Origin of the sequence: Pseudoalteromonas sp. RB2-MNA-CIBAN-0110 (assembly GCF_040309305.1) — a bacterium.
GTDB classification, from domain to species: domain Bacteria; phylum Pseudomonadota; class Gammaproteobacteria; order Enterobacterales; family Alteromonadaceae; genus Pseudoalteromonas; species Pseudoalteromonas arctica.
On record NZ_JBEOOQ010000002.1, the window covers coordinates 34,574 to 47,545 of the forward strand.

10 protein-coding genes are annotated in these 12,972 nt (G+C 40.0%); 1 reads left to right on the forward strand and 9 read right to left on the reverse strand.

The genetic code is table 11. The features are described from left to right. Positions 1-335: 335 nt before the first annotated feature. Genes AAEY68_RS01475 through AAEY68_RS01485 form a run of 3 tightly spaced genes read right to left on the reverse strand, consistent with a single transcriptional unit; the run spans position 336 to position 2,723 of the window. The gene (locus AAEY68_RS01475) at positions 336-1,394 is read right to left on the reverse strand and encodes a succinylglutamate desuccinylase/aspartoacylase family protein (RefSeq protein WP_007585786.1); all 1,059 of its coding nucleotides are present in this window, start codon (positions 1,392-1,394) and stop codon (positions 336-338) included. Next, complete coding sequence (gene rimK, locus AAEY68_RS01480; RefSeq protein WP_002961977.1) at positions 1,381-2,286, reverse strand: 30S ribosomal protein S6--L-glutamate ligase; 906 nt, start codon at positions 2,284-2,286, stop codon at positions 1,381-1,383. Before rimK ends, AAEY68_RS01475 begins: the two co-directional genes overlap by 14 nt. A 2-nt stretch (positions 2,287-2,288) precedes the next feature. Next, a complete protein-coding gene (locus AAEY68_RS01485) occupies positions 2,289-2,723 on the reverse strand; it encodes an ATP-dependent zinc protease family protein (protein WP_007585784.1) in 435 nt (144 codons plus the stop codon). Between the two features lie 285 nt (positions 2,724-3,008). Between AAEY68_RS01485 and AAEY68_RS01490 the strand changes: the two genes are divergently transcribed. Next, a complete protein-coding gene (locus tag AAEY68_RS01490) occupies positions 3,009-3,980 on the forward strand; it encodes a zinc transporter ZntB (protein WP_007585782.1) in 972 nt (323 codons plus the stop codon). 77 nt (positions 3,981-4,057) lie between these two features. On the opposite strand, the gene AAEY68_RS01495 is transcribed toward AAEY68_RS01490, so the two are convergent. The 6 genes from AAEY68_RS01495 to parE all read right to left on the reverse strand — a co-directional run bounded on the left by AAEY68_RS01495 (position 4,058) and on the right by parE (position 12,890). Then, a complete protein-coding gene (locus AAEY68_RS01495) occupies positions 4,058-5,245 on the reverse strand; it encodes a polysaccharide lyase family 7 protein (RefSeq protein WP_024592843.1) in 1,188 nt (395 codons plus the stop codon). A 1,115-nt stretch (positions 5,246-6,360) separates the two neighbouring features. Continuing rightward, positions 6,361-6,696 carry a ribonuclease E inhibitor RraB gene (gene rraB, locus AAEY68_RS01500; RefSeq protein ID WP_007585369.1) on the reverse strand — a complete coding sequence of 112 codons (336 nt, stop codon included), beginning with the start codon at positions 6,694-6,696 and terminating at the stop codon, positions 6,361-6,363. After that, complete coding sequence (locus AAEY68_RS01505; RefSeq protein ID WP_024590693.1) at positions 6,696-7,409, reverse strand: 1-acylglycerol-3-phosphate O-acyltransferase; 714 nt, start codon at positions 7,407-7,409, stop codon at positions 6,696-6,698. The genes rraB and AAEY68_RS01505 overlap by 1 nt, the downstream gene beginning before the upstream one ends. 162 nt (positions 7,410-7,571) lie before the next feature. After that, positions 7,572-9,866 carry a DNA topoisomerase IV subunit A gene (parC, locus tag AAEY68_RS01510; protein ID WP_010553285.1) on the reverse strand — a complete coding sequence of 765 codons (2,295 nt, stop codon included), beginning with the start codon at positions 9,864-9,866 and terminating at the stop codon, positions 7,572-7,574. A 10-nt stretch (positions 9,867-9,876) separates the two neighbouring features. Next, the gene (locus AAEY68_RS01515; RefSeq protein WP_007585374.1) at positions 9,877-10,971 is read right to left on the reverse strand and encodes a PQQ-dependent sugar dehydrogenase; all 1,095 of its coding nucleotides are present in this window, start codon (positions 10,969-10,971) and stop codon (positions 9,877-9,879) included. A 29-nt stretch (positions 10,972-11,000) separates the two neighbouring features. Continuing rightward, positions 11,001-12,890 carry a DNA topoisomerase IV subunit B gene (gene parE, locus AAEY68_RS01520; RefSeq protein ID WP_024590690.1) on the reverse strand — a complete coding sequence of 630 codons (1,890 nt, stop codon included), beginning with the start codon at positions 12,888-12,890 and terminating at the stop codon, positions 11,001-11,003. Between the last annotated feature and the right edge of the window lie 82 nt (positions 12,891-12,972).

Consider the following 12,972-nt stretch of genomic DNA (forward strand, 5'->3'; position numbering starts at 1 on the left):
AAAGCCGCAGTAAGTAATTAACTTCTGCGGCTTTTTAATGCTTTAACTAACCAAAATTAAGACTAGGGCGTGTTGATCTTTGATGGTTGAATTTGCAGCAGTATGTTTGGTTTTTAGGCAAGGCAGAGCCTATGAAGTGTGGTTACTCCCCATAAATAGGCGATAACGCAGCATAAATGCCAAACATGCGCTGCCCTTCGGGTTCTGCCTAGGGGCGATAAACTCTTTGTTACTCGGTTTTTACTTAGCCCACTAGGTTACAAACCTCGCGCCGCGATTTAATCGCCCCTAGATTGAACAAATTTCAATCCGCAAAGTTAAACACGCCCTAGCTATTAGTTATTTAGTTCTGCTGTTTTAAGCTCGTCATCTAAATCGTTTATCTCGTCAATAAAGTTCTCTAGTTGCTGCTCTACTAAACTATTGTCATTTGCAAAGTAAGCAAGGTGGAATACCGCATCACCTTCATTTACCAATGGCATAGTTTGCTGACCAATAACAATACCGCCTTTAGGCGCTAAAAGCTCAAGCTCAGAGTCACCTAGTGGGCTACTAATATAAGCAAGTACTTGCCCTTTAGTTACATGCTCACCTAGTGATACTTGTGCACGCACAATGCCATCAACTTCAGCACGTATCCAACTAGTTGAACCTGCAATGATAGGATCTGGTAACTTTTTAGGGCGCTTGCCACGGATCATTTTTAAATGACGCATAACATAATCAACACCCTGTACACCGGCCGCAATTGCGATTGGATCAAAACGCAGTGCTTCACCAGCTTCATAGGTTATAACCGGTATACCTAGGTTTGCAGCTTCACTTCGTAATGAGCCATTACGCAATGATGCATCTATAACCGCTGGCGTGCCAAATGCTTTAGCCATTTCAGCGGTTGCTTCATCAGCTAAGTTAGCGCGAATTTGCGGTAAGTTAGTTCGATGAATAGCGCCAGTATGTAAATCAATAATGTGGGTACAATGTATTGCCACTTGATTAAAAAACATATAAGCCATACGCCCAGCAAGTGAGCCACGCTCAGAACCTGGAAAGCTACGATTCATATCGCGCCTGTCTGGTAAGTAACGCGATTTATGAATAAAGCCAAATACATTCACAATAGGCACAGCGATTATTGTACCGCGCAGTTGGCTTGGGTCTATTTTAGCAATTAACTGACGCACAACTTCTACGCCATTTAGCTCATCACCATGAATAGCCGCACACACCATAAGCACAGGACCTTCCATTACACCGTTAACCACTTCAATAGGAATATTAAGTGGTGAATGGGTATAAAGTTTAGCTGCCTCTAAGGCAAGTGTTTTACGCTCGCCTACGCCTACACTCTCTCCTAATAAGGAAAAAGGACGGTTAATTTTAACCTTTGCCACGTGTTGCTGTTCCTTTACTTGAAGCATTTTTTTCGATGAAATCAATCACCATGCCTGCAATGTCTTTACCTGTTGCTATTTCAATGCCCTCTAAACCTGGTGATGAGTTTACTTCCATCACAAGTGGTCCACGAGATGAGCGAAGTAAATCAACTCCCGCTACGTTCAAGCCCATTGATTTAGCCGCCGCTACTGCCGTTTTACGTTCTTCTGGAGTAATACGAACTAATGTAGCACTACCGCCACGGTGAAGATTAGAGCGGAACTCACCTTCTTGCGCTTGGCGCTTCATAGCTGCTATTACTTTATCGCCTAATACGAAACAACGTATATCGGCACCACCCGCTTCTTTAATGTATTCCTGAACCATAATATTAGCTTTTAAGCCCATAAATGCTTCAATAACGCTTTCTGCCGCTTTGCGTGTTTCAGCAAGTACAACACCAATGCCTTGTGTGCCTTCAAGTAATTTAATTACAACAGGTGCACCGCCTACCATTTCTAGTAAGTCTTTTACATCATCTGGTTTGCTAGCAAAACCTGTTACTGGCATACCAACGCCTTTGCGCGAAAGTAACTGAAGTGAGCGTAATTTATCGCGCGAACGAGAAATAGCGACTGATTCATTTACAGGGTAAACACCCATCATTTCAAACTGACGAAGTACCGAACAGCCATAAAATGTAACCGATGCACCAATACGCGGGACGATTGCGTCAAATTCTTTTAAGTTTTCACCGCGATAGTGAATTTCTGGTTGCTCAGAGTTTATATTCATATAACAGCGCAATGCATCAATCACTTTAACTTCGTGACCGCGTGCCTCTGCCGCCTCAATTAAGCGACGTGTTGAATATAATTTTCTGTTGCGAGATAAAATACCGATTTTCATAGTTAAACCTTACGACCTAATAGTTGAGATAAAGCCGGGTCAACGACTATACGATTTTCCATGGCTGTACGCCCTAATAACATTCTAAACTTCATTGTTGCACGGCTTGTTAAAGTAAGCTCGATAGGCCAGCTGTGCTCGCCTGCATGCAATGTAGTTTCTATAAAGTAACGTAGTTCTTTTTGCCCACTTGAGCTGGTTACGTACTTCATTTTTTTAACTTTTGCATTGCAAGTGACTTGCGTTTGCTCATCATCTTGCAGTGGCTGGGCCGTAAATTTAACCCATTTTTCTGAGTCAACTTCGTATTCTTCAATGTTAATTGCATGAATACATGAAGTGCGAGCGCCAGTATCAATTTTTGCTTTTATCTCGTTAATACCAAGCCCAGGTAAACTTAACCACTCACGCCAACCAACTGTGATCTTTGCTGTCATAAATGTGCCCTTAATAAAAAAGTGACTTATACGCTACAGGTAAAAAAACACCAACGAAATAAATTTATCTAGTCGATTAGTAAATTAAATTGATCTTTTTAAACAACTGGTCACACAATGCACGCCTTGCTGAATAGTACTTTATGCCACTTTACTCAGCCCAAAGGCTCTGCATATATTTTGCTATTTAAGCTTAACTTATTAAAAATAAAGGTAAGTTTAAAATACTTAAGTAGATACACTATAGTTAACGGTATTAAAAATACACTATTATGAGAAATAATTATGATTAATGGTTTACTACATGCACTTGTACTTGATGGACAAGGCGGCGCTCGCCCTATTGAAAGCACTAATGAGCTAAATAGCTGGCAACCAAGCCACGGAAAACTTTGGGTGCACATGGACTATAGCCAAAGCGAGGCTGTTGAATGGCTCAAGGCACAACCTCATTTAAACGACTACGAATTAGAGTCCTTAATTGCTGATGAAACACGCCCGCGTATTACATCAACGACTAACGGACATATGTTATTTTTACGTGGTGTAAATTTAAATCCAGCACAAAGCCCTGAAGACATGGTTTCAATTCGTTTATTTATTAGCGAAGACATTCTTATTACTACCCGCAAACGTCGTTTATTATCGGTGCAAGATACGCTCACCTGTTTAAATGAAAATAAAGGCCCATGCAATATTTCTGAGCTAGTATGCTCTATTACACAAAAACTAACTTCTCGCATGCAAAGCGTTATTGACTCACTAGATGAAACACTCGACGAGTTTGAAGAAGAAATAGATGAACCAAGTAAAAAGTTTGATAACCAAGGTTTATCACAGTTGCGCCGTCAAACAATTGCCTTAAAGCGTTATTTAAAACCGCAAAAAGAAGCCCTTAGCTCAATGGTAAATAATCACTACCCGTGGCTGTTAGATGACGATAAAGCAAAATTAAACGAAACAACAAACTTACTTATTCGTTATTTAGAGGAGCTTGATAGCTCTATTGAACGTGCGCAAATCATTCAGCAAACAATCACTAACCAAGTGTCTGAGCAATTAAATCAGCGTATGTATGTAATGTCGGTTGTAGCTGCATTGTTTTTACCTTTAGGCTTTTTAACCGGCCTGTTAGGCGTAAACGTAGGAGGTATTCCGGGTACCGAGAGCCCCTATGCGTTTAGTGCGTTTGTTATATTTTTGATTGTACTTACTGGCGGTATTGGTGTGTATTTTAAAAATAAAAAATGGTTATAAATTAAGTTTATACATTTAAAAAGCATTAAAAAAGCCACTCAGTTTTAAACTGAGTGGCTTTCTAAACTACTAAATAATTAGTTAGTTTTACGCGTATAACTAACGTCAGTCATTGTTACTTTAGCTTTTGTAATTCCTAAATCTTTAAAGCACTCTTTAAATGAATCTGAGTTTCCTGACTCGCCACACTCATCTAGTGTATATGGGTCTTGTGATTGTAAATAATTACCAAACTTAAAGTAAGATTCTGAATCATCTTCTACCGGAATACCAAAGGTAGTACCTAATGCAGTCACATCTACATCACCGTAATTATTAACTACTTTTAGATTGAATGAACCACCACTTCTGATAGTACCTAGTGCATGTTTTTCTTCTTTACCACTGGTGTTACGCAGGCGAACATAAACGTCAAAAATCCCGTTACCTGCTACGCTATCATCAAAACCTGATTCATCAGTATCTGAAACATATACTTTTGAAATCGTACCCGTATCGCTAGCGTGGTGCTGAGAAATAATCGTTTTACCACCATCTGACATTTCAACTTTTACAGTTGCCTCAAAAACCTCATAGGTTTCAGTCATTGCAACACGTGCACTTTCTTTTACTTTATATTCATGACGCCAGCCATTCCCGTTTGGAGTGATATGACGCGCTTCTAGAGGAACAAACTCTAAAGTGTCGCTATTTACTAATGGATGAGGATCGTTACCTTCAAGGTCAAAAATACTACTGTTGGTGATGTTGCTTGCTATACCTGAGCCACTACCAGTGTCGCCACCGCCAGTATCACCACCACCTGTGTCTCCGCCGCCAGAAGAACTCCCCTTAGTTAACGAAAAGTCATCAAAACGAACATCGCTTGAGCTCTTATCATGCTTAGCAAATACTTGTAGCGTACCTGTATTAGCTGTGGTGAAAGTTTTAGATACTTTTGTCCACGAAGAAACGTTAAATTTCTCACTTTTAAACAAACCATTAAGATCGTTAATGCCGATTTGTCCCTTGCCAAGTACGTACGCACTTAACGTGTACTGAGTATTGCGATCTACATCTACATTCTGGTAAACACGCCCTGGGCTACCTTGAATTTTTAATGATTTAGAGCCCTTGTAAGCACTACCTGAAATAGCCGCTGGTTCTGTTTCATTCCAGTTATTCCAACCATCTTCAAATCCAGCATTATTAACAGTTGCCGCTTGTACAAAACTTGAGCTAGCAGTCATTGCTGCAAGCATAAATAGGGATTTTTGGTTAATCATTATCTTTATTTCTCCAAACCTGTACATGAAAAAATCTTACTACATGGCTATAAATGAGTATTTCACTTGAGCCTAGATCACCGCCTGCAAACAGGTTTTAACTTGTGTTTTTATGTGTAATTGGTAATAAGTTAAATGTAAAAAAAACCGCTCCTGGTTTACAAGTAAAGATTACCAATGATTATTGCCAGCTGGGCTGAGACACAAGTTATATTGCTTGTAATAAATTTGCAACAATTTATTTAATAGGTAATAAGTATTGATTTCATTTAGATTCATCAAATCAACATAGAATAAAAACAAATCAAAACAGAGACTTAAAATAAATCACCGTCAAAAAACAACAAAACCCAGATAAGGAACAAAATATAAAATAATGAAAAAGCATTAAACAAAACTTTAATTGGTAATTTATTAAAAATTCAAAAATCGCATTTCCTGTAATAACAAAATTGGTTTTCATTTTATTTTATGCAGTAAAGCTTACGTTCAGTTTAATTAACTAGAACACCACTGGTTAACCAATTAATTTAGACTGTTTATATAAAATAAAATTTAATAATGGCAGAACGAAATGCATTTGAAATAAGAATTTAAAGATGAAAGTATTATTATATTAGTGAAGGGTAGCTTAGAAAAATTAAGAGGTGTTTGAGCTCAATGAAGGTGGATATTTTATTTTCTATAGATAATTTATTAATAATATTTATACAAAACATACCAATAAGTTTTAAATAAATTATTGAAAACACCTAGAAGGTTGATTCAATTTAGTTCGAATTAAAAGTTTTAGCAGAACTCGGCATGTTGTCCTTTGCGGATTGAAATTAGTTTAATCTAGGGGCGGTTAAATCGCGGCGCGGGGTTTGTAATCAAGCTGGATCGGTAACTACTCCTGCGTTACGCTACTGGCTTACTTCCATGTGAAAATAAGTAAAAACCGAGCAAAGCTTCCGCGTCCTGTTCACGCCCCTTACCACATCCATTTAGGCAACAAAAAGTTAATCGTCCCTAGAAAAAACCGAGGGGAAGCGCATGTTTGGTAGCACGCTTTTACAGGCATTAAAAAAGACGAACACTTTGCAATGATCGCCTTTTTTATAACAGTCAGCTAATTACTCTTGAAAGTAAGTACCCCAACCATCGTACTCAACTTCGCACTCAACGGCTAGTTGCGCTAGCTTATCAACGTCTTCCATAATAACGTCTACGTCTAGCTCAGCTTCAACTACAATGTCAAAGCTCCAAATTTTGTTACCGTCTTCAAGCTCAAGCTCTGCTGGTTCTTCAACATCGTAACCCAATTTAAAAGCAGCAAGTGCAGCTTGCTCTAACTTAGGAAAGTCTTCACACACAAAGTGGTGCTCTACTTCATAAAGTATTTCAGGGTCTGACCCATCTTCAAGTAGTGAACTTACGATGTCTTCACTTATTTCACGCCAGTTTTCCATTATTTTTCTCTCACTTGAGCATCTAATTCAGTTATTTTAGCAGCCATAATGCTATGCACGCTTTTAGCATGCTCACGCGCGCTAATTTCTTTATCAAGCGGTATAGGCGCTAACATTTCGATGTGAATTGTACCATTATCCCAACGATTTAGCTTAATGGTTTTATGTGTTGTATTCATACATACCGGAATTATGGGTACATCTGCGCTCATTGCGGTGTGAAATGCGCCTGTTTTAAATGGTAGCAACCCTCTTCCATAGCTTCGTGTGCCTTCTGGAAACATCCATACAGATAAGCCATTATTTTTAATTTTTTCGGCTGCTTTTGAGATAGTTCCTGCCGCTTTAGAGCGATTCGATCTGTCTATTAATATATTACCCGACAACCAATAAAGCTGACCAAAAAATGGGATCCACTTTAAGCTCTTTTTACCCAAACTTACGCAGTTTTTTGGCACCATTGCTGGCACTGTAAATAAGTCGTAGCTATTTTGATGATTAGCAACATAAACTGCAGGACCTGGATCAACGGCATCTTTATGACGTGTTAGAACTAGCTTAACGCCAACCATTTTAGCCATTGAGCCAAACCAACCCGCTATAATATGTACATTATTAGGGTGAAATGGTCTTACAATCGAAAGTAATAAACCAAAAATACAACTGAATAATATAAACAGCAGCATAATAAAAACGCGTATAACAGCTAGCAAATGGGCTTCTCCAAAAATGAATTATAATTATTATAGCGTTATTTTGTGACACAAACGAGTCAATAGCGCACAAGTGTACGCTGAAATATTTAAGCTCTTTATTTTAAAACAAAAACGGCCTGCAAATGCAGACCGTTTTTATTTATACAAAAAAGTAATTGGCTACTCTTCGCTAATAACGTCTATTGGTTCATCATCTTGAGGTGTTAGCTCAACAACGGCTTCGTCAACACGCTGTAAGCCACGCGGTAGTTTATTACCCCTACGTCCTCGCTCACCATGATAATGCTCTAAATCACTTGGTTTAAGTGTTAGTTTACGCTTACCAGCATGAAGCGTAACACTGCTACCTAGTGGTACAACAGCAAGCACTTTTACAAACTCTTCACGGGCTTGTACTTTAGCACCTGGTATAGAGATGATTTTATTACCTTTACCCTTACCTAATTTTGGTAAGTCTCGCAGCGGGAATAAAAGCATTCGACCTTCGTTAGAAATAGCCATACAGTAATCGCTAGCAACATCGTTCACTCTAATAGGAGAAAGTAATATTCCACCTTTAGGGACACTTACGAGCGCTTTACCGTTTTTATTTTTACTAACTAAGTCTTTAAAGTCGGTAATAAAGCCGTAACCGGCATCTGACGCCATAAGCAATACTTGCTCGTCTTCACTCATTACCACGTGCTCAAAATTAGCGCCTGGTGTTAAGTTAAAACGACCTGTCATTGGCTCGCCTTGGCTACGCGCCGAAGGTAGACTGTGCGCATCAGTTGCAAACGCCCGCCCTGCTGAATCTAAAAATACCGCAGGTTGATTACTCTTACCACGAGCAGAGGCTCTAAAGCCGTCACCTGAGCGATAATTTAAGCCTTGTACATCTAAGTCATGACCTTTACCAACGCGTGCCCAACCTTTGTCTGATAGCACAACAGTAACTGACTCTGACGGAATTAAATCTTTTTCGTTAAGTGCTTTCGCTTCTGAGCGCTCAATCACTGGTGAGCGACGATCGTCACCGTACATTTCAGCGGCTTCTTGAATTTCTTTTTTAAGCAGTGTCGACATACGACGTTCTGAGCCCAAAATTTGCGCTAATTTATCACGCTCTTTAGCCAGTTCGTCTTGCTCACCACGAATTTTAAACTCTTCAAGTTTTGCTAAATGACGAAGTTTTAATTCTAGAATTGCTTCTGCCTGCGTATCAGTTAAATCAAAGCGCTCCATTAATACAGGCTTTGGTTTATCTTCGCTGCGAATGATTTCAATCACTTCATCAATATTTAAAAAGGCGGCTAACAAACCCTCTAAAATATGTAGACGTGCTAATACTTTATCTAAACGATACTGCAAACGACGACGCACTGTTTCGCGTCTAAATATTAGCCACTCACTTAAAATACAGCGTAAGTCTTTAACTTGCGGGCGGCCATCTAGGCCTAGCATGTTTAAGTTTACTCGGTAATTTTTTTCAAGATCGGTGGTTGCAAATAAGTGCGCCATTAATGGCTCAGCTTTAATGCGGTTTGAGCGCGGAATAATTACAATGCGTGTTGGATTTTCGTGATCTGACTCGTCACGTAAATCGGCAATCATTGGTAATTTTTTAGCGTTCATTTGCGCTGCAATTTGCTCAAGTACTTTACCACCAGAACATTGATGCGGCAGCGCTGTAATAACAATATCGCCATGCTCTTCGGTATAAACCGCACGCATTTTGATAGACCCACGACCGGTTTTATATATTTTATGAATATCGGCTTTTGGGGTAATTATTTCAGCATCTGTTGGGTAATCTGGTGCATGTACAAGCTCAAGTAATTCTTCAAGCTCTGTTTTTGGTTTATCAAGTAATAAACAACATGCACTAGCCACTTCACGTACGTTATGTGGCGGAATATCGGTTGCCATACCTACGGCAATACCCGTTATACCGTTTAGTAAAATATGCGGTAAACGAGAAGGCAGTACAACAGGTTCGTCCATCGTGCCATCAAAGTTTGGTGTCCAATCTACGGTGCCTTGGCCAAGCTCTTTTAATAGTACTTCTGAAAACTTAGATAAACGCGCTTCGGTATAACGCATTGCTGCAAACGATTTAGGGTCATCTGCCGCGCCCCAGTTTCCTTGTCCATCCACCAAAGGGTAGCGGTAAGAAAACGGCTGCGCCATTAATACCATCGCTTCGTAACATGCACTGTCGCCGTGTGGATGGTACTTACCAAGCACGTCACCCACTGTACGGGCTGATTTTTTGTACTTAGCGTTAGCCGACAAACCCAGCTCGCTCATCGCATAAATAATACGACGCTGTACTGGTTTTAAACCATCACCTACATGCGGTAAGGCGCGGTCCATGATCACGTACATGGAATAATTTAAATAGGCGTCTTCGGTAAAACGCCCCATTGTTTGTTGCTCAATTCCTTGCATTAGCAAGGTATCTGTATCACTCATTAAAGCTTACCTAGTTTTTCTTATAGCTTACACGGTAGATTACATTGGCGTAATCATCGCTTACTAACAGACTGCCGTCACCTAATTCTGCAAATGCAACAGGGCGTCCAAATGTTGTTTCGTCTTTCATAAAGCCAGTAATAAATGGCGTATATTTAGTTACGCGACCTACTTCAATTGTTGCTAGCCCTACTTTATAACCTGACTTTTTAGAACGGTTCCATGAGCCATGTTCAGCAACAAATAATTGTTGCTTATAGCTTGCTGGAAATTGCTTACCGTTATAAAAATGAATACCCAGTGGCGCTACATGCGCAGCAAGTGCAAGAGCTGGCGACGTGTAATCGGCAATATTTTTACCTTCCCCAAACTCAGGGTCAATAATTGCGCCGGCATGAACATACGGAAAACCAAAATGCTCACCTTCTTGCGTTGCACGGTTTAACTCATCAGGCGGAATATCATCGCCCATCATGTCGCGACCGTTATCACTAAACCATAAAGCTTGAGTAGCTGGATGAAAATCAAAACCGACGGTGTTTCTAACGCCCTTGGCTATTGTTTTTATTTGTTTTGTTTCTACATTAAGCGCAAAAATACGGCCAAAACGTTCATCCTCAGCACAAATATTACACGGTACACCCACCGGAATGATTAGCTCGCCCGTTGGTGCAAAACGTAAAAATTTCCAACCATGATGACGCTCGCTCGGTAATGCGTTATAAACCACATCAAATTTTGGATCTTTTAATTGGGTATCAATATTTTTAAAGCGAATAATACGATGTACTTCGCCTACGTATAAATCGCCATCTTTAATTGCTATGCCAGAGGGCATATTTAGGCCTTTAGCCACAACAATTTTTTTATCTGCTACGCCATCACTATTATGATCAATAAGCGCATATACGTTGCCCGCTTTACGAGAGCCAACATACACAATACCTTTTTTTGAAACAGCTATTTGACGTGCATTTTCTACATCATTTGCAAATAAGCTTATTTCAAATCCCGGTGCTACGGTGAGCTTATCGAGTATATTTTTCGCCATTACAGGAGCGGTAGTCAGCCCAAGTAACAGCAAACTTCCTAGTAGTTTTTTCATTCGCCTCTCCTAGTGTTAAGCACAGGTAATTAAACGAGTGCCTTGTTACCATGATCTTCTAACCATTGACGACGATCAGGCGATCGTTTCTTAGCAAGCAGCATATCCATCATTTCCATGGTTTCTACTTCTTCATCAAGCGTAAGCTGCACTAAACGTCGTGTATTTGGATCCATCGTGGTTTCACGCAGTTGTAATGGGTTCATTTCACCCAGACCTTTGAATCGTTGTACGTTTACTTTTCCGCGTTTTTTCTCGGCTTCTATGCGCGCCAAAATAGCGGTTTTTTCTTGCTCATCAAGTGCGTAATAAACTTCTTTACCAATATCGATTCTAAATAATGGCGGCATTGCTACATACACATGCCCTGTTTTTACTAACTCTGGGAAATGGCGAACAAACAATGCACATAATAGTGTTGCGATGTGTAGTCCATCCGAGTCAGCATCGGCCAATATACAAATTTTATTGTAGCGTAATGCCGACATATCGGTTGATTCTGGATCAATACCCAGCGCCACTGAAATATCGTGTACTTCTTGTGATGCTAGTATTTGGCCTGACTCAACTTCCCAGGTATTCAAAATTTTACCACGTAGCGGCATGATAGCCTGAAATTCACGGTCTCTTGCTTGTTTAGCAGAGCCACCAGCAGAATCACCTTCCACTAAAAACAATTCGGTACGGTCGTTATCGGCCGCGCTACAATCGGTAAGTTTACCCGGTAAGGCAGGACCTGCAGTAACACGCTTACGCACTACTTTTTTAGCTGCACGCAAGCGAGTTTGCGCATTTGAAATACATAACTCAGCTAATAACTCTGCGGTATCTGTATGTTCATTTAACCATAAACTAAACGAGTCTTTTACAACCCCCGATACAAACGCAGAACACGAGCGTGATGATAGTTTTTCTTTTGTTTGACCGGCAAATTGAGGGTCTTGCATTTTAACCGACAACACGTAACTACAACGATCCCAAATATCATCAGGAGTCAGTTTCACACCACGTGGGAGTAAGTTTCTAAACTCACAAAATTCACGCATTGCTTCAAGCAAACCTTGGCGTAAACCATTTACATGCGTACCACCTTGCGCGGTAGGAATAAGGTTTACGTAGCTTTCAGCTATTGATTCACCACCTTCTGGTAGCCATACAACAGCCCAGTCAGCGCCTTCAATTGAACTTTTAAATTCGCCAACAAACGGGTCTTGCGGTAATGTTTCAAAACCTTTAATTGCTTCAACTAAATAGTCTTTTAAGCCTGTTTCATAAAACCATTCTTGGGTTTCTTTTGTTTGCTTATTAACAAACTTAATTCGCAGTCCTGGGCACAAAACTGCTTTGGCTTTTAATAAATGATTAAGCTTGGTAATTGAGTAGTTTGGTGAATCAAAGTAGCTAACATCAGCCCAAAAACGAACCGTAGTGCCGGTGTTACGCTTACCCACTGTACCAATTACGTTTAAGTCTTCTACTTTATCGCCGCTTTCAAATGCCATTCTGTATTGTTGAGCGTCGCGTCTTACTGTTACTTCTACACGCGTAGATAACGCATTTACTACCGAAATACCTACACCGTGTAAACCACCCGAAAATTGGTAGTTTTTATTAGAAAACTTACCACCGGCGTGTAATTTAGTGAAGATCAATTCAACCCCAGGGATACCTTCTTCTGGGTGAATATCAATAGGCATACCACGCCCGTCATCACTTACTTCAAGCGAGTTATCTTCGTGGAGTATTACGTCGATACGAGTAGCATGACCAGCCATAGCTTCATCGACACTGTTATCGATAACCTCTTGGCCTAAATGATTGGGACGTGTTGTATCTGTGTACATCCCTGGGCGTCGTTTTACCGGATCTAATCCATTAAGTACTTCAATGGCTTCGGCGTTATAATTTTGATCACTCATAGTTTTTGTCTTTATATCCGCTAAGGCTCTAATACGTTTTACTAGTTTTATTGTTATATGCGCTAAAGCGTTAATATAGTAA

What these genes read in the sequence shown, in the direction of transcription:
- rimK (WP_002961977.1), bottom strand. Translation starts at nt 2,286, where the DNA reads ATGAAAATCGGTATTTTATCTCGCAACAGAAAATTATATTCAACACGT.
- parE (WP_024590690.1), bottom strand. Translation starts at nt 12,890, where the DNA reads ATGAGTGATCAAAATTATAACGCCGAAGCCATTGAAGTACTTAATGGA.
- AAEY68_RS01490 (WP_007585782.1), top strand. Translation starts at nt 3,009, where the DNA reads ATGATTAATGGTTTACTACATGCACTTGTACTTGATGGACAAGGCGGC.
- parC (WP_010553285.1), bottom strand. Translation starts at nt 9,866, where the DNA reads ATGAGTGATACAGATACCTTGCTAATGCAAGGAATTGAGCAACAAACA.
- AAEY68_RS01495 (WP_024592843.1), bottom strand. Translation starts at nt 5,245, where the DNA reads ATGATTAACCAAAAATCCCTATTTATGCTTGCAGCAATGACTGCTAGC.
- rraB (WP_007585369.1), bottom strand. Translation starts at nt 6,696, where the DNA reads ATGGAAAACTGGCGTGAAATAAGTGAAGACATCGTAAGTTCACTACTT.
- AAEY68_RS01515 (WP_007585374.1), bottom strand. Translation starts at nt 10,971, where the DNA reads ATGAAAAAACTACTAGGAAGTTTGCTGTTACTTGGGCTGACTACCGCT.
- AAEY68_RS01485 (WP_007585784.1), bottom strand. Translation starts at nt 2,723, where the DNA reads ATGACAGCAAAGATCACAGTTGGTTGGCGTGAGTGGTTAAGTTTACCT.